This is a genomic window from Pseudomonas sp. NFACC05-1 (assembly GCF_900100135.1).
Classification (GTDB): domain Bacteria; phylum Pseudomonadota; class Gammaproteobacteria; order Pseudomonadales; family Pseudomonadaceae; genus Aquipseudomonas; species Aquipseudomonas fluorescens_Q.
This window is the reverse complement of record NZ_FMTR01000002.1, coordinates 174,190-194,430: the sequence shown is the minus strand read 5'-3', so window position 1 is coordinate 194,430 and position 20,241 is coordinate 174,190. Positions and strand designations below refer to the sequence as shown.

Here is a 20,241-nt window from a genome sequence, read left to right as displayed (position 1 = left end):
GTGAGGGCGAAGCTGCCTGAAGCAGCCTCGCCCGGCGCTTCAGACGGCGAAGAGCAGGAATTCCCGCTCCCACGAACTGATGACGCGCTTGAAGTTTTCATGCTCGGCCCGCTTGACCGCGACGTAGCCTGTGATGAATTTCTTGCCCAGGTATTTCTCGATGGTGGTGCTGTTTTCCATGCGTTCCAGGGCGTCTTCGATGGTCAGCGGCAAACGCAGGTTGCGGCGTTCGTAGCCTCGGCCCACCACCGGCGCGCTCGGGTTGATGCCTTCGACCATGCCGATGAAGCCACACAGCAGGCTGGCGGCAATCGCCAGGTACGGGTTGGCATCGGCGCCCGGCAAGCGGTTTTCCACCCGACGGTTCTGCGGCCCGGCATCCGGCACGCGCAGGCCCACGGTGCGGTTCTCTTCGCCCCACTCCACGTTCACCGGCGCCGACGTGTCCGGAAGGAAGCGACGGAACGAATTGACGTTGGGGGCGAACAGCGGCAATAGCTCGGGGATGAATTTCTGCAGGCCACCGATGTGGTGCAGGAACAGATCGCTCATGGTCCCGTCTTCATTGGAGAAGACGTTCTTGCCGGTTTCCTTGTCGATGATGCTCTGGTGCAGGTGCATCGCACTGCCCGGCTCACCGGTCATGGGCTTGGCCATGAAGGTGGCAGCCACGTCGTGCTTGAGTGCCGCTTCGCGCATGGTGCGCTTGAACACCAGGATCTGGTCGGCCAGGGACAGGGCATCGCCATGACGGAAATTGATTTCCATCTGCGCCGTGCCATCCTCGTGGATCAGGGTATCGAGGTCCAGTTCCTGCAGTTCGCACCAGTCGTAGACGTCTTCGAACAGCGGGTCGAATTCGTTGGCCGCTTCGATCGAAAAGGACTGCCGGCCGGTTTCCGGGCGGCCGGAGCGGCCCACGGGCGGTTGCAGCGGAAAGTCCGGGTCGTCGCTGCGCTTGGTCAGGTAGAACTCCATTTCCGGCGCGACGATCGGCTGCCAACCCTTATCGGCGTAGAGCTTGAGTACTTTCTTGAGCACGTTGCGCGGCGACAGCTCGATGGGGTTGCCCTGCTTGTCGTAAGCGTCGTGGATGACCTGGGCTGTGGGCTCGATGGCCCAGGGCACAAGGAATACTGCGTTCTCGTCCGGGCGACAGATCATGTCGATGTCGGCAGGGTCGAGCAGTTCGTAATAGATGTCGTCTTCGACATAGTCGCCCGTAACGGTCTGGAGCAGAACGCTCTCGGGCAGGCGCATGCCTTTCTCGGCGATGAACTTGTTGGTCGGCGAGATCTTGCCCCGGGTGATGCCGGTGAGGTCGCCAATCATGCATTCGACTTCTGTGATCTTGTGGTCTTTCAACCAATCGGTGAGCTGGTCGAGGTTGTTACTCATAAATGCCTCTAGGCGTGAGTTTCCTGACGGCTATTAGTCGTCAGGCGTTGTTTGACGCATCGGCGTCGCGTTGTGCTGCCCTTGCTCGGCAGGCATCGCCAAATGCCTGGAAAATCGCAAGGTAGTGCGGGTTAGAGCTTACCTCCCATTCGGGGTGCCATTGCACACCTAAAGCAAAAGCCTTGCCTCCTGGCACCGAAACAGCCTCGATCAGGCCGTCGGGGGCCACCGCTTCGGCCCGCAACCCAGGTGCCAGGCGCTCGATGCCTTGGCTGTGGATCGAGTTGACTTCTATTAGCTGGGGCAACCCCAACCCTGCAAGTACACCACCAGGCTGGATATGTACGGCATGGGCAGGACCGTATTGGACATCCACCGCTTGAGTATCGTCTTCACGATGATCGATGAACGTTCCGACTTCATGAACTTTCTGATGCAGGCTGCCGCCAAAGGCTACGTTCATCTCCTGGAAACCTCGGCAAATGCCCAGCACCGGGATACCCGCATCGACAGCGGCGCGGATCAGCGGCAAGGTGGTGGCGTCCCGTGCAGGATCATGAGCAGTGCCTGGCGCACTGGCCGGGCCCTGGTAATGAAAAGGTTCTACATTGGAAGGAGAGCCAGTCAGAAGAATGCCGTCCAGGGCGTCCAGAATATCGGACGGCGGGAACAGATCCGCCAGGGACGGGATCAGCACTGGCATGCCCTTGGCGGCTGTTGCGACAGCCCGGGAATATTTTTCGCCACTGATGTGATAAGCATGCAGACCAATCTGCCTGGAGCAGGTGGTGACGCCGATTAACGGCAGGCGAGACATGAAGCACCCCGGTATTATTGCTGTTATGGGTTTGAATCGAGCTTAGCCTTGTTCATTTTTTTACACAACACCCCCGTAAAAAATACAACACGGCCCGCTCAAGCCTGCGGGCGCCAAGCCCTCTAAAGGGAAAAAAACGCCCCAAATTGCCTCAAAAAAGCCCTTGAGGTGCTTTTTTAGGGCAAAAAAGGCCCTGCTTGACTTCGGCATGCCGTTCGGGTTGACTGGCTTTCGAAGAGATCAATGATTGATATTTTTAACAACAAAGGTGTTGCATCATGTCGGTACCCCCGCGTGCCGTTCAGCTTAACGAAGCGAACGCGTTCCTTAAGGAACATCCTGAGGTTCTGTACGTTGACCTTCTGATTGCGGATATGAATGGTGTGGTGCGCGGCAAGCGCATAGAACGCACCAGCCTCCACAAGGTTTACGAGAAAGGCATCAACCTGCCGGCCTCTTTATTTGCCCTGGATATCAACGGCTCTACGGTGGAAAGCACCGGCCTGGGCCTGGACATCGGCGACGCTGACCGGATCTGTTATCCAATCCCTGACACCCTGTGCAATGAACCCTGGCAGAAGCGCCCTACTGCGCAACTGTTGATGACCATGCACGAACTCGAAGGCGAGCCTTTCTTCGCCGACCCGCGTGAAGTCCTGCGCCAAGTCGTGACCAAGTTCGATGAACTGGGCCTGACCATCTGCGCCGCATTCGAGCTGGAGTTCTACCTGATCGACCAGGAGAACGTGAATGGACGCCCACAACCGCCCCGCTCGCCGATCTCCGGCAAACGCCCGCACTCGACCCAGGTCTACCTGATCGATGACCTCGACGAATACGTCGATTGCCTCCAGGACATTCTGGAAGGGGCCAAGGAGCAAGGCATTCCCGCCGACGCCATCGTCAAGGAAAGTGCCCCGGCGCAGTTCGAAGTGAACCTGCACCACGTGGCCGACCCGATCAAGGCCTGCGACTATGCGGTCCTGCTCAAGCGTCTGATCAAGAACATCGCCTACGACCATGAAATGGACACCACCTTCATGGCCAAGCCGTATCCGGGCCAGGCGGGTAATGGTCTGCACGTCCACATCTCGATTCTTGATAAAGATGGCAAGAATATTTTTGCCAGCGAGGATCCCGAGCAGAACGCCGCACTGCGTCACGCGATCGGCGGTGTGCTCGAGACCCTGCCCGCGCAGATGGCTTTCCTCTGCCCGAACGTCAACTCCTACCGTCGTTTCGGCGCACAGTTCTACGTGCCGAACTCGCCGACCTGGGGCCTGGACAACCGCACCGTGGCTTTGCGCGTCCCTACCGGTTCGGCCGATGCCGTGCGCCTGGAACACCGCGTTGCCGGTGCCGATGCCAACCCGTACCTGCTGATGGCCTCCGTGTTGGCAGGCGTGCACCACGGCCTGGTCAACAAAATCGAGCCCGGTGCGCCGGTGGAAGGCAACAGCTACGAGCAGAACGAGCAAAGCCTGCCGAACAACTTGCGCGATGCCCTGCGCGAACTGGACGACAGCGAAGTCATGGCCAAGTACATCGATCCGAAATACATCGATATCTTCGTGGCCTGCAAGGAAAGTGAGCTGGAAGAGTTCGAACACTCCATCTCCGACCTCGAGTACAACTGGTACCTGCATACCGTGTAAGGGGTTGCTGTAAAGAAAAACGCCGCGGCCCTAAAGGCTGCGGCGTTTTTTTGGCTGTTCACAACACCCATTGTGGCGAGGGAGCTTGCTCCCGCTGGGCTGCGCAGCAGCCCCAAAAAGGCTTAATCGGTCAACCTGAAGCACCGCAGTGGCTGACTTCGGGGCTGCTTCGCAGCCCAGCGGGAGCAAGCTCCCTCGCCACAGGGATACCTTTCTTCCCAAGCGCCGCTATGGACCCTCCCCTCGCTCTGCGTACAATGCCCGCCAGCCCCGCAGGAGACAGCCATGACGCGCATCGCCACCCCTCGCAAACCCCGCGCACGCAGCCAGGCCCGGATCGACACCATTCTCGATGCCGCCCGGACGCTGCTTGCCGCCGAAGGCGTGGCCAGCTTGTCGATCTACAGCGTCGCCGAGCGCGCCGGGATCCCGCCCTCCTCCGTGTACCATTTTTTCGCCAGCGTCCCGGCCCTGCTCGAAGCCCTGACCGCCGACGTCCACGCCGCTTTTCGCGCGGGCCTGCAAGCACCGATCGATCATGCAGCGCTGAACCATTGGCACGACCTGTCACGGCTGGTGGAACAGCGCATGCTCGCCATCTACAACCAGGACGCCGCCGCTCGCCAGCTGATCCTGGCCCAGCACGGCCTGACCGAAGTCACCCAGGCCGACCGCCAACACGACCTTGAGCTGAGTGACTTGATGCACAAGGTGTTCGACCACCATTTCGCCCTGCCGCCCCTGCCCGGCGACGTCGACGTGTTCGCCCTGGCCATGGAACTGGGCGACCGCGTCTACGCCCGCTCGATACAGCAGCACGGCCACATCACACCGCGCATGGCCGAAGAAGGCATGCGGGTATTCGATGCCTACCTGGGGTTGTACCTGCCGCCGTATTTGCCCAAGCGTTCTGATTGATCGTTACCACGCTCGGGTGAACCATCGCTCACAACTTGGCGATAGACACCTCGGTGGATTTGACGAAGGCAAGCACTTCGCTGCCGATGGCCAATTCCAACTCCTTGACACCGGTCGATGGGCAGGTCGAAGCCGATCTGGCCGTCTCGATCTTGCCCAACGACGTCGACGCGTTCGCCCTGGCCATGGAGCCAATTGTCATAGGACCAGCCTGAACGAACACAACCTCGTGCAAGAATCCCCGCCTCGGTCTTGCGCACGGTTTGCTTTGATCGAGGGGCTGATGATAGCGACCGGGGGACAATGTCTGACGCGAACTGAAACAAATCCCCCCCGGCTGTTTCTTGATTTCTGCATTTAAAGAATTTACTTTCGCCCCCGCTTTTTAGTCCACACAGGAGTCCAGTCTTGGACAGTTACCCCAGTCGATCACGACAGGCTAAAACGGCAAGTTAGTCCAGCAGACCCCCTCTCTGCCACTGTCTTGCCGTCTTACGGCGGATAGTGGTATTTCGGTCCCGGCTCGGGATTCAAAGCCTCCTTCCCCATGAACTCGCCCAGTGCCAGCACGCAAGTGCTTAGCGCATCTGTGGGCCTTCGCCAGCCTTCGCGATCCATTCCCAAAACTCTGTTCGCTCTGCGAACAAATCGTCGGTATGGAAGTGAATAATGGATTGGACAATCTTTTTTCTGCGCGTGACCGTCGCGCTCACTCTAGGCGCCCTGGTAGGTGCCGAACGTCAACTACGCCAGCGTCTGGCTGGATTGCGTACCAATGCCCTGGTTTCGACCGGCGCGGCCTTGTTCGTCATGGTTTCACTACTTACCGCCACCGGTGACAGCTCGGGAGCCGCGCGGATAGCCGCTCAAGTCGTTTCAGGCATTGGCTTTCTGGGTGCCGGCGTGATTATGCGCGAAGGCCTGAATGTGCGGGGTCTCAATACTGCCGCGACGCTTTGGTGCTCCGCTGCAATAGGCATTTTGTCAGGCATGGGACATATGCTGGAGGCCGCCATCGGAACGCTGGTGGTGCTCTGCGCCAACATCCTCCTACGCGAGGCCGCCCAGCGCATCAATCGCCAGGGCGCAGCCGCCGCCGTTGAAGTTGATCAGCGCTTTACTTTCAACATTGTCTGCCGGGCGGAGGATGAAGTGCATGTGCGCACCCTCGTCCTGCATGGCTTGAGCGGAAGCGCGCTGCGCTTGCAATCACTGCACAGTGAAGACTTGGCCAACCCGGACAAACTCGAAGTACGCGCTGAACTTATCGGCACGCCCGCAAGCCCGGCACAACTGGAACAGTTGGCCAGCCGGGTGAGCCTGGAAAAAGGGGTGAGTTCTGTACGTTGGCAACTGCTCAACAGCAATCTGCAAGACGAGTAAACACCCTGCCGATATACGCCGCACCGTCGGCGTCAGCACACACCGGAGACACCAGCAACTCGTCCTCCGGTTTTATTCCCCCTCCGTAAAGACGAACCCAGGAGCTTGCCATGAAAAAGAAGCCGCCAAACCGCACCAGCCTTGAGAACGAAGTGATCGTTGCGGTGATCGTGTTGTATCTGGTGCTCGCAATAGTCATGACGGCGGTGCACTACATGCAGCCACCGGACCAGGAAACCACGACATCATCAACCTCGCCTTCCCACAGCGAGCTCAATCCAACGTCCAAGTAGGGCATTGCTCATACAATGCCCCATCTACGAGTAATCAGACATGATCCGCAGCATTATCAACAATCACGCAACACTTTCCATCGCTCAGGGGTTACCTCAGCCGGAGCATGATCATGAGGTCGTTTGGCTTGAGGTAAACGCACCAACGGTCGAAGAAAGCGCGAATCTACAACAGCGTTTTGGCATCGAAACCGCCCCGAAAAACAGTAGCGTCATAGAGGATGGTCATTTTCTGTACATGCGCTCGAAACTGCTTGCATTGGATGCAAGCGGGACCCCGCATTTTGGAGGCGTGACCTTTGTCTTGGGTGAGCAGGTGGTAGCGATTCTCTGCGATGACGCGCACTTCCGCCCTTTTGATGTCGCCCTTCAGCGCTTGCGCCGAAAGCCGGCCAATACCCAAAGTCCGAAGGCAATACTTCGAGTGTTACTACAGATGGCCAACGACGGCGCTGACGCTGTCATCGACCGTATTGCCGACGAGTTGGAGAGGAGTACCGAGGATATCTCCGAAATCTCCGATGGCTACAACGCGAATGGTAAGGAGTTGGGCGTACCGGACCTGATCGAAACGATGCGCGCACTCAACGACAAGGAAGAGCTGATCTCTCTCTGTATTGAGGCACAACTCTCGCTTGCACGCACAGTGCGATACCTGAGCAGCGAGGTGGACAACACCACCGAAGCTGATTTGCAGGGCCTTGTGAATGAACTCACAGCCGACGTTGCGGGCGTCAAGGAGCATGCCTACTTCGAACACGAAAAAGTACGGTACCTGCAAAATGCCGTGACGAACATTCTCAACATAAAACAGAACCAAATCGTCAAGGTGTTCACCATCATCACCGCCGTTTTCCTGCCGCCCACCCTGGTTGGCACGTTCTACGGCATGAACTTCGCGGTAATGCCGGAGCTTTCGTGGGAGCACGGTTTCATCTATTCAATGGGGCTGACACTTTCGGCTGCGGTTCTCCCGCTTGTTTATATCAAGCGCAAGGGTTGGCTGCGCTAGTTGAAAGTGCTTACTGGCTCGTCGACGAACTTGATCTTTCTCGACGCGCCAGTTGCCTTGCTACTTACGGTTGGCGAACGAATACGCCTTATCGCGAATGGCACAACATTCCGCGTCTTATCTCGACGAAAAGGCTGGCTGAGCAAGAGTTGACTGCAAGTAAAAGCCCCGAAGAGCTCACGCCGTCCGGGGCTGCGGATGAACCATCGCTCACAACTTGGCGATCGACACCTCGGTGGATTTGACGAAGGCAATCACTTCGCTGCCAATCGCCAGCTCCAGCTCCTTGACCGAGCGGGTGGTGATGACCGATGTGACGATGCCCGACGCGGTCTGCACGTCGATTTCCGACAGCACGTCGCCTTCGACGATTTCCTTGATGGTGCCTTTGAACTGGTTGCGTACGTTGATGGCTTTGATAGTCATGGTGTCGATTCCTGTATGGATGAAGTTATTGCGCCCAACGCAACTGCGTGGGCAAGGGTGAAACAGGTTCGGGTTCCGGCGGTTGGCCAGGCAAGGACAGCACGCGGTTGAGGACTTCGGTTTCCAGGCTCGCCAGGCGATGAGAGCCGCGAACCCGTGGGCGCGGCAGGTCGATAGGCAAGTCGAGGCCGATCTGGCCGGCCTCGATCAGGATCACCCGATCGGCAATCGCTACCGCCTCGCTAACATCGTGGGTCACCAGCAACACCGTGAAGCCGTGCTGCTGCCAGAGATTTTCGATCAGTTGCTGCATCTCGATGCGGGTCAGTGCGTCCAGCGCCCCCAAGGGTTCATCGAGCAGCAACAGGCGTGGCTGATGAATCAGCGCGCGGGCCAGGGCCACTCGTTGTTTCTGCCCGCCGGACAGCGCCGCCGGCCACTCATGGGCACGGTCGGCCAAACCGACGGCTTCCAGTGCTTGCAGCGCCTGCGGGCGCCAGTTGCCTTTTAGTCCAAGGCCGACGTTGTCGATGACTTTTTTCCAAGGCAGCAAACGCGCTTCCTGGAACATCAACCGCGTGTCCTGTTGCGCGGCACTCAACGCTGCCGAGCCCGCCGACAGTTGGCCGTCGGTGGGTTGATCGAGACCGGCCAGCAACCGCAGCAAGGTACTTTTGCCACAGCCACTGCGACCGACCACGGCCACGAACTGTCCGGCCGGGATATGCAGGTCGATGTCACGCAACACCTGGCGTGTACCGAAGGTTTTTTGCAGCTTGCGCACTGCCAGCGGGATGCCACGCCGCAGGCGCGGAGGTTGTTGGGCGGTCATGCGGCACCTCCCTTGTCCACCTGGTAGGCCGGGTGCCAACGCAGCCAGACCCGCTCAAGCCCACGGGCGGCAAGGTCGGCCAATTTGCCCAGCACGGCGTAGAGAAGAATCGCCAACACCACCACATCGGTCTGCAGGAACTCCCGGGCATTCATAGCCAGATAGCCGATGCCGGCGCTGGCCGAGATGGTTTCCGCCACGATCAGCGTCAGCCACATGAAACCCAGGGCAAAGCGCACGCCCACCAGGATCGAAGGCAGGGCGCCAGGCAGGATCACTTGGCGAAACAGGCGCAAGCCAGACAAACCGTAGCTGCGGGACATTTCCACCAGTGCCGGGTCGACGTTGCGAATGCCGTGGTAGGTGTTGAGGTAGATCGGGAACAACGTCCCCAGCGCCACCAGGAAAATCTTCGCCGACTCATCAATGCCAAACCACAGGATCACCAACGGAATCAGCGCCAGGTGCGGGATGTTCCGGAGCATTTGCACGGAACTGTCCAGCAGACGCTCGCCCCATTTCGACAAACCAGTGATGAAGCCCAGGGCCAGGCCGATGCCGCCGCCGATCAGGAATCCGACGGCTGCCCGCCAGCCGCTGATCGCCAGGTGCGTCCAGATCTCGCCGCTGCGCACCAGATTGACCCCGGCCTCGATCACGGCCACGGGTGCCGGCAGGATCCGCGTGGATAACCAACCGGTCGACACCGACAGTTGCCATACCGCCAGCAATAGCAGCGGCACCGCCCAGGGCGCGAGGTTGTGGATGATTTTCTTCATGGCCGCCTCAGCTCTGGGACGCGGCTTTGGGAAGAATATCGTTGGCGACCATTTCACCGAACGGGCTCACATAACCTTGGCTTTTCGGCAGTTCCGGGCGCTCCACGTCCAGGTGGGGGAACAGCAGTTCCGCCACGCGATAGGACTCTTCCAGGTGCGGATAACCGGAGAAGATGAAGGTGTCGATGCCAAGCCCGGCGTATTCCTTGACCCGCGCCGCCACGGTCGGGCCATCGCCCACCAGCGCCGTACCCGCGCCGCCACGCACCAGGCCGACGCCGGCCCAGAGGTTGGGGCTGACTTCCAGCTTGTCGCGACGGCCACCGTGCAGGGCGGCCATGCGTTGCTGGCCCACTGAGTCGAAGCGCGCCAGGGAAGCCTGGGCCCGAGCGATGGTCTCGTCGTCCAGGTGGGAGATCAGCCGGTCGGCCGCTTGCCAGGCTTCGGCGTTGGTCTCGCGCACGATCACATGCAAGCGGATGCCGAAGCGTACGGTGCGACCGAGCTTCGTGGCCTTGGCCCGCACCTGTTGGATTTTTTCCGCGACGGCTGCTGGCGGCTCGCCCCAGGTCAGCACCATTTCCACCTGCTCGGCTGCCAAGTCCTGGGCGGCTTCCGACGAGCCGCCGAAATACAGCGGCGGACGCGGTTGCTGGATCGGTGGGTAGAGCAGCTTGGCGCCCTTCACACTGATGTGCTCACCGTCGTAATCCACGGTTTCGCCTTCCAAGACCCGACGCCAGATACGGGTGAATTCCACCGACGCCTGGTAGCGTTGCTCGTGGTCAAGGAACAGGCCGTCGCCGGCCAACTCATCCGGGTCGCCGCCGGTCACCAGGTTGAACAGCGCCCGCCCGCCGGACAACCGGTCGAGGGTCGCAGCCTGACGCGCGGCCACCGTCGGGGAAATGATCCCGGGGCGCAGGGCGACGAGGAATTTCAGGCGCTGGGTCACGGGAATCAACGAAGCGGCCACCAGCCAGGAGTCCTCGCAGGAACGCCCGGTGGGGATCAGCACGCCACCGAAACCCAGTCGATCCGCTGCCTGGGCGATCTGTTGCAAGTAGCCGTGATCGACGGCGCGGGCGCCTTCGGCGGTGCCAAGGTAGTGGCCGTCACCGTGGGTAGGCAGGAACCAGAAAATATTGAGGCTCATGGAGTGGTCTCCTAAGGGATCGAATTACTGCGCTTTCGCAACGGCCGCCGGCGGCGTCCAGATCACGTCCTTGATGCTCAAGGGCTTGGGAATCAATTTGAGCTGATAGAAGCTGTCGGCGATTTTCTGCTGCGCCGCCACCACCTCCGGCGTAAGGAACAACGCCCCGTAGCCTTGGCGTTTCACCGATGTCAGGGTGATGTCGGCAGGCAGGCCCAGCAGCGGCGATACCTGCTTGGTCACGTCGTCAGGATTGGCCTTGGACCACTCCCCCACTGCGCGCACCTCTTCCACCAGCGTCGTGATGACCTGAGGATTCTTTTGCGCATAGGGTTTGGTGGCGAGGTAGAACTGGTGGTTATCGACGATGCCCTTGCCGTCACGCAGGGTGCGTGCCTGCAATTGCTGTTCGGCGGCAGCCTGGTACGGGTCCCAGATCACCCAGGCGTCGACGCTGCCACGCTCGAAAGCGGCGCGGGCGTCGGCCGGAGGCAGGAACACGGTCTGGATGTCGGAATATTCCAGGCCGGCATCTTCCAGCGCCCGCACCAGCAGGTAGTGGACGTTGGAGCCTTTGTTCAGCGCGACTTTCTTGCCCTTCAGGTCTTGCACCGACTGGATGGCCGACCCCTTGGGCACGAGGATGGCTTCGCTGGTGGGTGCCGGTGGCTCATAAGCGACATAGAGCAGATCGGCGCCCGCGGCCTGGGCAAACACCGGCGGGGTTTCGCCGGTCACGCCAAAGTCGATGGAGCCGACGTTCAAGCCTTCCAGCAACTGCGGACCGCCGGGGAACTCGGTCCATTGCACGTCCACGCCTTGGGCGGCGAGACGTTTCTCCAACGAGCCCTTGGCCTTGAGCAGCACCAGGGTGCCGTATTTCTGGTAACCGATCCACAAGGTCTCGGCTTGAGCTTGAGTAATGACGCCGAGGGACACAGCCGCAGCAAACAGAGCGACCAGCCCGCGACGCAAAATGACAGTGCGCATGGCGCCTCTCCTTTTTGCTGTGGGGTTTTGGCTGCACCTGCTGGGCCGTTGGCGGCTGAGTAAGGTGAGTTGAATCAGAGTGTCAGGGGTTCAAATGCTCCAGCGAGCACTCAACAAACGTTCGTTCAATACACTGGGGTCCAGCGGCCTGGGCCGGCGGGCCATGGCGCTGAAAAACTGTTCCAGCGCCTCGTCCAGGCGCTGCTGCAGGGCCGGCGCCAATTGCGCCTGGGCGCTGCCTTCGCCGTAAGCGATCTGGCTGTCTTCGGCAAAGATCCCATGGAGCATTTCCTGGGCCTTGAGCGCCGACAACACCGGCTTGAGGGCGTAATCCACCGCCAGCATATGGGCGATGCTGCCGCCGGTTGCCATCGGCAACACCACCTTATGGGCCAGGGCCCGTTCAGGCAGCAAGTCCAGTACGGTCTTCAGCGCACCGGAAAAAGACGCCTTGTACACCGGCGTGGCAATCAACAGGCCGTCGGCATTTTCGATCTGCTGGAGCAGGTCGACGACCTTAGGGCTGTCGAAACGGGCATGGAGCAGATCTTCGGCCGGGAAGTCGCGCACCTGATAGCTCACCACTTCCACACCTTGCTGCTGCAACCAGCGTTGCGACCGCTCCAGCAGTACCCCGGAGCGGGAGCGTTGACTGGGACTGCCACCGAGTGAGACGACCAACATGCCTGCTATTCCTTAACTGTCACGTGCGATTCGCGGTGGGCGATCTCGCTGTATGGGGCAAACCATAACAGGGGATTTATATATCTTTAAATCATATTTATTCATTTGTTTATGCAATTAAGAGATATGCAACTCGCTCTCTTTTTAAGCAATAAAAAAGGCCGTCGAAACGGCTAAACCCTTGGTGCACAGGTACTGATCGTTACCACGCTCTGCGTGGGAATGCAGCCAGGGACGCTCTGCGTCCCAAAGCCGAACGCGGAGCGTCCGTTGAGGCGTTCCCACGCAAGCGTGGGAACGATCATCAGATCAGGTTCAGGTGTTGCCTCAGCGATTGGGCTGTGGGGTCAGGCGCAGGTAAGGTTTCACGGCGCGGTAACCCTTGGGGAAGCGCTGCTTGAGTTCCTCTTCATCCTTGAGCGACGGCACGATCACCACTTCATCACCATCCTGCCAGTTGGCCGGAGTGGCGACTTTGTAGTTGTCGGTCAATTGGAGCGAGTCGATCACCCGCAGGATCTCATTGAAATTGCGCCCGGTGCTGGCCGGGTAGGTAATGGTCAGGCGGATCTTCTTGTTCGGGTCGATCACGAACAAGGAACGCACAGTCAACGTGTCGCTGGCGTTGGGATGGATCAGGTCGTACAGGTCCGACACCTTGCGATCGGCATCGGCCAGGATCGGAAAATTGACCACGGCGTTCTGGGTCTCGTTGATGTCCTCGATCCATTTGTGGTGCGAGTCCACCGGGTCAACCGAGAGGGCAATGGCCTTGACCCCGCGCTGGGCGAATTCATCCTTGAGCTTGGCGGTCAGGCCCAACTCGGTGGTGCACACCGGGGTGAAATCCGCCGGGTGGGAAAACAGCACGCCCCAGCTGTCACCGAGCCATTCGTGGAAACGGATCTTGCCGGCGCTGGAATCCTGTTCGAAGTCGGGGGCGATGTCGCCGAGTCTGAGGCTCATGGTGGGGCTCCTGGATGGTTGTTGTGGGACCAACTGTGCACCGGTTTTCATTGCTTTAAAAAGAATGAATACCCATTTATTTAGATCATTAGTGAATATAAAAAACTGTTCACTGGCGCCCTGGCGCATAGCGGCCCAAGATCATTTCCGAGGTTCGAGAAGGCCTCGAGTTGCTGAAAAGAGGAGAAGGTTCGGGGAAGGCTACAGGGGTGGGCCAGACCCGAAACGCAAGAGCCCCGCCCGGCGTGCTGCCGGGCGGGGCTTTTTTTGCCGAGGTATTACCCTAGGAAAGCAAGTTTGCTCGCGATGAGTGGCTTAGGCTCCATCGTCTGATTCTATGGGTGTCGATTTTCAACTGGATCCGGGGAACTTCGCACTTGCAGATAACGGTATGTAACCAACGCAAACAGCACAATCAGACCAGCCATAAGAGCGCTTGTCATCATGACCCCCTCCCTGAACGCGCCATCGGCCATTTCCAGAATCCGCGTTGCCACAAGGGAAGACTGAGTTTGACTGACGGCGTGCGCCCCTCCCAGGGTTGCTGCTGCAGCCACTACTTCTTCGGCCACTCCCTCGGGTATCGCCAACGACAACCGATACAAAGCCGCTACGCCCCCACCAATCAATGTGGTACCCAACACCACGCCAACCTCATAAGCCGTCTCACTGACGGACGAGGCACTACCGGCGCGGTCGGCCGGAACCGCGCCTAACACAAGGTCATTGGACACTGTAGTGATTGCAGCAATGCTGACATTGAGCAACACGAAAGCCAGCCCTACCGTCAGAGCAGTGGCGGCAAACAGCGCCATCACCGAAAAGGCTGCCGCGGCAATTAGTAAACACCCGGTAATGACCTTGTTCGGTGCGATTTTTTGCGCCACAGGCACGATAGCGAGGCCGGCGATGATCGCCAGTATTTGCCCCGGCACCAGTATCAAGCTAGCCAGCAACGGGGAAAGTCCAAATACCAGTTGCAACAATTGAGTGGCAAAGAAAATGAACCCGATCAACAAGCCCAGGCTTACAAGGTTCGTCACAATGGAGACACTGAAGGCAGAAGAAGCGAATAGCTTAAGATCCAGCAGTGGCTGTTCCAACCGTAACTGGCGACGGACAAAAACCACGCCCAGAAAGACTCCAGAGAGCGCCCAGAATAACACCCGGCCATCGAAGCCAACCGTAGCCAGATGCTTGAGGCCCAGCATCACGCCCGTCATGGCTCCCAAGCTCAATACGATACTTAGGTAATCAGTCGATCTGCCGGACTGCCGTGGCGATTCGGTGATCATCGGCACCAAGAGCAGCACCGGCAGCAGGAACGGTAGAGCAACCAGGAAAACCGATTGCCAATCGAAATACTGCAACAGCACGCCGCCCAGCAACGGCCCCAATGCCGACCCGATGGTCAGGCAGGTTGCCCAGATAGCCACCGCCAAGCGTCGTTCTTCACGATCCTCGAATGCGGTGCGAATCAGCGCAAGGGTCGCTGGCAGAATCATTGCGCCGAAACACCCCAACAGCGCCCGTCCCGCAATCAAGTGCCAAGCTTGCTGTGAAAAAACTATACAAACCGACACTAAAGCGAACCCGGCACAGCCTAGGCAAAGCATGCGCCGATGACCAAAACGATCTCCAGAACTGCCCATGGTGACCAGTAACCCCGCTAGCACCAAAGAGTAGGCATCAATCATCCACAGCTGCTCGGCAGCAGACGGATTCAGTGCAGCAGCGATTTGAGGCAAGGCGAAATTGAGGATCGTGTTATCGATAGTCACCAACAGAACCGGAAGCATGATCACCAGCAAAGCTGCGCCCTTCGAGCGGTCCTTGATAATGAAGGCAAGAGAGGTTGCCGCTCCGTGCATCAGTTGTTTCTCCTTGGAGAGCTCAGTATGTTGAAGAGCCCCGAGGCCTGTGCAAGCCTCTGCGCCCATTGTGGCCACATACCTTTGGCCTGGATATCCATAGCCAGTTTCAAACGTCCGTGTCCACTAGCAAGCAGCCCGCTGGTGACTTCGCCGAAACAACCGTTCATCGCACCCGCTGCTTTGGATGCGGCATTAGTCCTATCCGTCTCACCAACCCTACAAACTTTTAATCCTCGACTCGCTAACTCAAAAGCAATCGAACCGCCTATAGCACCGCTACCGACTACAACAACGTCATAGATCATTTTCAACTCCAAACTTCATACCTAAGAACAGGAACATTCAAATTTACGAAACCGACAGAAGAAAAACCTAGGCTCAAGCGCAATTTCATGGAATAGACACGATGCAATAGGTGCATTTCTTTGCGACACACGCACGCATAGATTTTATAACTCGGATAACCTCACCTTGGTTCCGTTCAGGTTTGCCGGTATATTCGGCATCAGAGGAAATATCTGCCTTATCGGCCCTAACCGTTCACTTCGTCTGTCACAGCACGGGAGCCTTTTCGGCACTTCCTTAGAAAGCCATCCTTCTCAAGTCATTAATTTACCCAGTAGAACCTCATCGTCTACCACCAAAACTCGACTCTTCCAACGATAAAAAAACATCCTACGCTTGCAACATAATAGCCCGCAGGAAATTTCCCACGACCAACCACAGACCCACTGAGTAATATGCCTTGCGCGGCCCCACAACAAAAAAACCAATTAAACTCACAATTAAGTAAAACAGAAGCATCACAATCAACAAGCCTATGGCGTGAAAACTTCTGATCGTAGCTAGAAACTCCTTAAAGAGTCGATCTTTACAAGCTCGACTTCCCATTGAGGCGGCCACCCATACAGATCAGTCTTTATAGGCCGTTCTTTGTCGGGTTACTTGCATCCTAAGCCGTAAATTATTGATCCGATCTCAAGATAAGCCAGGATAGGCAGCATGAACACTCAAGCCTTGTTGATCCATCTGCAAAATCACTTGCCCGATTTACTCGCGGTATACCTGTTCGGTAGCCATGCACAGGGAACCGCCGGAGCTGACAGTGATGTCGATATGGCTGTGCTCTTGTCCGGCGAGGTTGACCCTGTGTCGTTATGGCAGCTTTCAGGGGATTTGGCAGATATCGCTGGCAGTCCGGTGGATCTGATTGACCTACGTGCGACAACCACCGTCATGCAATATCAGATCGTGACCCGAGGCCAGAGACTCTGGGCCCGCGACGTACAGGCGGGGTTGTTCGAGTGTTTTGTTCTCAGCGAAAAGACCGCTCTCGACGAGGCTCGGGCAGGCTTGCTCAAGGATATTCAGGAAGAAGGCAGCGTGTATGGCCGATGACGTACTGATCAACAAGGCAGCGAGTATCGAGCGTTGTATCGCCCGGGTGCGGGAGGAATACGAGAAGGATCCCGCTACATTTGCCACCGATTTCACTCGCCAGGATTCGGCTGTTCTGAATATCCAGCGTGCATGTAAAGCGGCGCTGGATATAGGGCAGCATTTGATTCGACGTGAGCGGTTGGGTGTCCCGCAAAGCTCCCGGGATGTGTTCGAGTTGCTTTTCCAAAGTGGCTGGGTGGAAGAAGGTTTGGTGAAAAACCTGAAGAACATGGTGGGCTTCAGGAACATCGCCGTGCATGACTATCAAGCTCTGCAACTGCCGATCATGGTTGCGATCATTACCCAGCACTTGGGGGATTTCCTGGCGTTCAGCGCGTTCATCCTGCGTAAGGACGCGTCGGAATCCACGCGATAACGGTGGGAGCACGGGGCGAAACCTGCTACGTGCCCCAAAAACGCAAAAGCCCCGCCCGGCGTACTGCCGGGCGGGGCTTTTTTTACTTCGCTACGTCTTACATGAAGTTGTAAGTGTAGTTGAAGATCAGGCGGGTCTGATCCCGGTCAGCGCCGGAACCACTACCGGTGCCGCGGTAAGAACCGTGACGCAGGGTGGTGCCGAAACCTTTCAGAGCACCTTGCTGGACGACGTAATCCAAGCGCATGTCGCGTTCCCACTCGGACGAATCGCTTCCACCGGTCGTGGACTTGATGTTTTCACCATGCAAGTAGGCGACAGCGGCTTTCAGGCCAGGAACGCCCAGACCGGTGAAGTCATAGGAGTATTGACCGAAGGTGGTGTTTTCACCGGCGCGGACGAATCCGTTGATCATGCTATCGGTGAACAGGTAGAAGCTCGAACCACCGGCACCTTCATTGTTGCCGTTGCCGTCAAGCACGCTGCCCTGGTTCAGGTAAACAAAACCACCGTCATCACCGACTTGCTGGTGCCCCAACATGAAGGCACTGCCACCCAGGGAGTAGGTGAACATGGCGCTCCAGGTTTTGTTATCGACCACACCCTGTTCTTTGGCATAGCCACCGTTGTTATCGAAATCATAACCCGCATCGCCGTTGCGGCCATCCGAGCTGCTGTCGAAGTAACGCAGGTCTGTCTTGAACGACTGGCCTTCGCTGATCGGGAAAACATGTACAGCACCCAGGAAGTGCTGCTTGTAGTAATCCTGCAGGTTGGCGTAGTAGTACTGCAGGGTCAGGTCTTTGGTGACCTTCCAATCAGCACCGGCGTAGCGGAATTGATTGCTTTCCTCGGTACCACCAGAGACTGCCAAGCCGGTACGGTTGCTCGATGCACGACCAACAGCATGTTCCAGTTGGCCGGCGTTGAACGTTACGTTGTCCAGGTCCTTGGAGGTGATGGTGCCACCTTCGAAGGTTTGCGGCAGCAGACGACCGTCGCTGGCGACCAGGATTGGCAGGTTAGGCGCCAGGGCACCACCCAGGTGGGCTTCGGTCTTGGAGAACAGCGCCTTGACGTTGCCCGACAGACGGCTCCAGTTGTGCACGGCGGAGCCATCGGTGTCGCTTGGGACGAAGGTATTGCTGTTGGGGTGTTGGCCTTTACCACCATCGAGATGGATCCCCACCAATGCCTGGGCATCAATACCAAAACCCACGACGCCTTGAGTGAAGCCGGACTTGTAGTCGAACTTCAGGCCAGTAGCGGTTTCACGCTGGTCGGCACCGCCTTCGCGGTTATCGTTATCAAAGTACAACGTACGGGAACTGACAGACGCCTTGCTGTCCTCGATAAAACCAGCGGCGCCTGCCTGCTGCGCCAGAACCCCAACGGCCACTGCCAGGGCCAAGGTGGACTTGTTCATGCTTCGCTCCTCTCGTTTTCTAATTCTTGTGTGTCTTTGGCTCCGGATCGAACGCCCGGATTCCGCGGATGCGCGATTAGCGCCAGACCGTGACTGACAAGTCAATCGTAAGCATTTATGACTACGACTATGGTCTAACCCCTCTACACCGGCCCGCAGGATAATGGATTTTTTATAATCCCAAAAAGAATTGTTTCAACAGTTTTCAGCTCGTTTGGAAATATAGCCGCCATCAAAGCTTCGTCAACCGTGACCCGGCGTATCGGCCAGCCTGCTGATTACTGAATGGTTTTCTGTCGGGACCTCCCAGAAAGGAAATCCCCGGCGTAGAGGCCTGCCCTAGATACTCATTGGCTACGCGCCGGGAACTGCGAAGGTTGCGATCTTGATCGCTATGCGTCTGACGATTCATTGTTTGAAATCAAAAAGACGCAACCTGCGACAGTCCCCCGCAGGTAGGAATGACCAGGGGGTTACAAGGCCTTTTCAAAGATTTTCGAATTACGCTGATAGTTGTAGAGCGACGCCCGCGCCGCCGGCAGGCGCTCGACGCTGCTGGGCTCGAAACCACGTTCGCGGAACCAGTGGGCGGTCCGGGTCGTCAGCACGAACAGCGTCTTGAGCCCCTGGGCGCGGGCCCGGGTTTCGATTCGCTCCAGCAGTTCATCGCCCCGGCCACCGTGGCGGTATTCCGGGTTCACCGCCAGGCAGGCCAGTTCCCCGGCATCCGAATCGGCGATCTGGTACAACGCCGCGCAGGCGATGATCATGCCTTCGCGCTCGACCACGCTGAATTGTTCGATCTCGCGTTCCAGCACTTCGCGGGAACGACGCACCAGGATTCCCTGCTCTTCCAGCGGGCTGATCAGGTCCAGCAGGCCGCCGACATCTTCGATGGCCGCTTCGCGCACCACCTCGAATTGCTCCTGGGCCACCAGCGTCCCGCTGCCATCGCGGGTGAACAGCTCGGCCAGCAGCGCACCGTTTTCGACGTAACTGACGATATGGCTACGGGCCACGCCGCCACGGCAGGCCTGGGCCGCCGCATCCAGCAGTTCGGCCTGGTAGTCACTGCCCAGGCGCTGTATATGAGCCGGCACCTGCTGCGGACGCAGCTCGCGCACCAACCTGCCATCTTCGCCGATCAACCCCTGCTCGCTGCCGAACAACAGCAGCTTGTCGGCCGCCAGGTCGATGGCCGCCCGTGTGGCAACGTCTTCACAGGCCAGGTTGAAGATCTCTCCGGTGGGGGAATAACCCAACGGCGACAGCAACACGATGGAGCGCTCGTCCAGCAGCCGATTGATGCCCTTGCGATCGACCCGGCGCACTTCACCGGTGTGGTGATAGTCCACGCCTTCGAGCACACCGATGGGACGCGCAGTGACCAGGTTGCCGCTGGCGACCCGCAGCCGCGAGCCCTGCATGGGCGAGGACGCCATGTCCATGGACAGGCGGGCCTCGATGGCGATGCGCAGCTGGCCGACCGCGTCGATCACGCACTCCAGGGTCGCGGCATCGGTGATGCGCATGCCGTGGTGATAATGCGGCGTGAGGCCCCGCGCAGCGAGGCGGGTTTCGATCTGCGGGCGCGAACCATGGACCAGCACCAGGCGCACGCCGAGGCTGTGCAACAACACCAGGTCATGGACGATGTTGCCGAAATTAGGGTGTTCCACCCCATCGCCGGGCAGCATGACGATGAAGGTGCAATCGCGGTGGGCGTTGATGTAGGGCGAAGCGTGACGAAGCCAATTGACGTATTCGGGCATGAACCTGGGCCTGTAATAAATAACAGCCGAAAAAAGACGAAACG

General features: G+C 58.4%; 20 protein-coding genes and 1 pseudogene. 7 read left to right on the top strand and 14 right to left on the bottom strand.

Features of this window, described 5'->3' with window-relative positions; all coding sequences use genetic code 11:
- Positions 1-39 precede the first annotated feature (39 nt).
- Entirely contained in the window at positions 40-1,398 is a 1,359-nt protein-coding gene (locus BLO97_RS05065; RefSeq protein ID WP_018610575.1) for a glutamine synthetase family protein, read from the bottom strand.
- A gap of 40 nt (positions 1,399-1,438) precedes the next feature.
- Positions 1,439-2,215, bottom strand: a complete 777-nt coding sequence (locus BLO97_RS05060) for a gamma-glutamyl-gamma-aminobutyrate hydrolase family protein (RefSeq protein WP_092345185.1) — start codon at positions 2,213-2,215, stop codon at positions 1,439-1,441.
- A gap of 278 nt (positions 2,216-2,493) precedes the next feature.
- Between BLO97_RS05060 and BLO97_RS05055 the strand changes: the two genes are divergently transcribed.
- Both BLO97_RS05055 and BLO97_RS05045 read left to right on the top strand, forming a co-directional pair.
- The gene (locus BLO97_RS05055; RefSeq protein ID WP_014340747.1) at positions 2,494-3,870 is read left to right on the top strand and encodes a glutamine synthetase family protein; all 1,377 of its coding nucleotides are present in this window, start codon (positions 2,494-2,496) and stop codon (positions 3,868-3,870) included.
- 285 nt (positions 3,871-4,155) lie between these two features.
- Entirely contained in the window at positions 4,156-4,788 is a 633-nt protein-coding gene (locus BLO97_RS05045) for a TetR/AcrR family transcriptional regulator (protein WP_063323896.1), read from the top strand.
- 28 nt (positions 4,789-4,816) lie between these two features.
- Here BLO97_RS05045 and BLO97_RS30610 read toward each other — a convergent pair.
- Positions 4,817-4,900, bottom strand: a pseudogene (locus BLO97_RS30610) (transporter); the annotation flags it as partial.
- Between the two features lie 557 nt (positions 4,901-5,457).
- Between BLO97_RS30610 and BLO97_RS05040 the strand changes: the two are divergent.
- The 3 genes from BLO97_RS05040 to BLO97_RS05030 all read left to right on the top strand — a co-directional run bounded on the left by BLO97_RS05040 (position 5,458) and on the right by BLO97_RS05030 (position 7,476).
- On the top strand, positions 5,458-6,171 hold the full coding sequence (locus BLO97_RS05040) for an MgtC/SapB family protein (protein WP_092149111.1): 714 nt from the start codon (positions 5,458-5,460) through the stop codon (positions 6,169-6,171).
- 110 nt (positions 6,172-6,281) lie between these two features.
- Positions 6,282-6,464, top strand: a complete 183-nt coding sequence (locus BLO97_RS05035) for a hypothetical protein (RefSeq protein ID WP_092149114.1) — start codon at positions 6,282-6,284, stop codon at positions 6,462-6,464.
- A 40-nt stretch (positions 6,465-6,504) separates the two neighbouring features.
- Complete coding sequence (locus BLO97_RS05030; RefSeq protein ID WP_092345183.1) at positions 6,505-7,476, top strand: CorA family divalent cation transporter; 972 nt, start codon at positions 6,505-6,507, stop codon at positions 7,474-7,476.
- A 210-nt stretch (positions 7,477-7,686) separates the two neighbouring features.
- Here BLO97_RS05030 and BLO97_RS05025 read toward each other — a convergent pair whose 3' ends face one another.
- The 9 genes from BLO97_RS05025 to BLO97_RS04985 all read right to left on the bottom strand — a co-directional run bounded on the left by BLO97_RS05025 (position 7,687) and on the right by BLO97_RS04985 (position 15,488).
- Positions 7,687-7,902 carry a TOBE domain-containing protein gene (locus BLO97_RS05025; RefSeq protein WP_003177394.1) on the bottom strand — a complete coding sequence of 72 codons (216 nt, stop codon included), beginning with the start codon at positions 7,900-7,902 and terminating at the stop codon, positions 7,687-7,689.
- A gap of 25 nt (positions 7,903-7,927) precedes the next feature.
- Complete coding sequence (gene ssuB, locus BLO97_RS05020) at positions 7,928-8,734, bottom strand: aliphatic sulfonates ABC transporter ATP-binding protein (RefSeq protein WP_092345181.1); 807 nt, start codon at positions 8,732-8,734, stop codon at positions 7,928-7,930.
- Positions 8,731-9,513 carry an aliphatic sulfonate ABC transporter permease SsuC gene (gene ssuC / locus BLO97_RS05015; RefSeq protein ID WP_092149124.1) on the bottom strand — a complete coding sequence of 261 codons (783 nt, stop codon included), beginning with the start codon at positions 9,511-9,513 and terminating at the stop codon, positions 8,731-8,733. The genes ssuB and ssuC overlap by 4 nt, the downstream gene beginning before the upstream one ends.
- A gap of 7 nt (positions 9,514-9,520) precedes the next feature.
- On the bottom strand, positions 9,521-10,669 hold the full coding sequence (ssuD, locus tag BLO97_RS05010; RefSeq protein ID WP_092345179.1) for an FMNH2-dependent alkanesulfonate monooxygenase: 1,149 nt from the start codon (positions 10,667-10,669) through the stop codon (positions 9,521-9,523).
- 24 nt (positions 10,670-10,693) lie between these two features.
- On the bottom strand, positions 10,694-11,659 hold the full coding sequence (locus BLO97_RS05005; RefSeq protein WP_092345177.1) for a sulfonate ABC transporter substrate-binding protein: 966 nt from the start codon (positions 11,657-11,659) through the stop codon (positions 10,694-10,696).
- A gap of 90 nt (positions 11,660-11,749) precedes the next feature.
- Entirely contained in the window at positions 11,750-12,343 is a 594-nt protein-coding gene (ssuE, locus tag BLO97_RS05000; protein ID WP_063323891.1) for an NADPH-dependent FMN reductase, read from the bottom strand.
- Positions 12,344-12,670: 327 nt separating this feature from the next.
- Positions 12,671-13,309 (bottom strand): peroxiredoxin, encoded by a 639-nt coding sequence (locus BLO97_RS04995; protein WP_024617266.1) that lies wholly within the window; start codon positions 13,307-13,309, stop codon positions 12,671-12,673.
- A 335-nt stretch (positions 13,310-13,644) separates the two neighbouring features.
- The gene (locus BLO97_RS04990) at positions 13,645-15,180 is read right to left on the bottom strand and encodes an MFS transporter (protein WP_092221336.1); all 1,536 of its coding nucleotides are present in this window, start codon (positions 15,178-15,180) and stop codon (positions 13,645-13,647) included.
- Positions 15,180-15,488, bottom strand: coding sequence for an FAD-dependent oxidoreductase (locus BLO97_RS04985; RefSeq protein WP_256571625.1), 309 nt, complete (start codon positions 15,486-15,488; stop codon positions 15,180-15,182). Before BLO97_RS04985 ends, BLO97_RS04990 begins: the two co-directional genes overlap by 1 nt.
- 697 nt (positions 15,489-16,185) lie before the next feature.
- On the opposite strand from BLO97_RS04985, the gene BLO97_RS04980 reads away from it, so the two are divergent.
- Together BLO97_RS04980 and BLO97_RS04975 are read left to right on the top strand one after the other, a co-directional pair.
- Positions 16,186-16,581 carry a type VII toxin-antitoxin system MntA family adenylyltransferase antitoxin gene (locus BLO97_RS04980; RefSeq protein ID WP_092221333.1) on the top strand — a complete coding sequence of 132 codons (396 nt, stop codon included), beginning with the start codon at positions 16,186-16,188 and terminating at the stop codon, positions 16,579-16,581.
- Positions 16,571-16,999 (top strand): type VII toxin-antitoxin system HepT family RNase toxin, encoded by a 429-nt coding sequence (locus BLO97_RS04975; RefSeq protein ID WP_092221331.1) that lies wholly within the window; start codon positions 16,571-16,573, stop codon positions 16,997-16,999. Before BLO97_RS04980 ends, BLO97_RS04975 begins: the two co-directional genes overlap by 11 nt.
- Before the next feature lie 97 nt (positions 17,000-17,096).
- Here the strand turns inward: BLO97_RS04975 and BLO97_RS04970 are convergent, their stop codons facing one another.
- Positions 17,097-18,425 (bottom strand): OprD family outer membrane porin, encoded by a 1,329-nt coding sequence (locus tag BLO97_RS04970; RefSeq protein WP_092221326.1) that lies wholly within the window; start codon positions 18,423-18,425, stop codon positions 17,097-17,099.
- 473 nt (positions 18,426-18,898) lie between these two features.
- On the bottom strand, positions 18,899-20,197 hold the full coding sequence (argA, locus tag BLO97_RS04965) for an amino-acid N-acetyltransferase (RefSeq protein WP_063323887.1): 1,299 nt from the start codon (positions 20,195-20,197) through the stop codon (positions 18,899-18,901).
- Between the last annotated feature and the right edge of the window lie 44 nt (positions 20,198-20,241).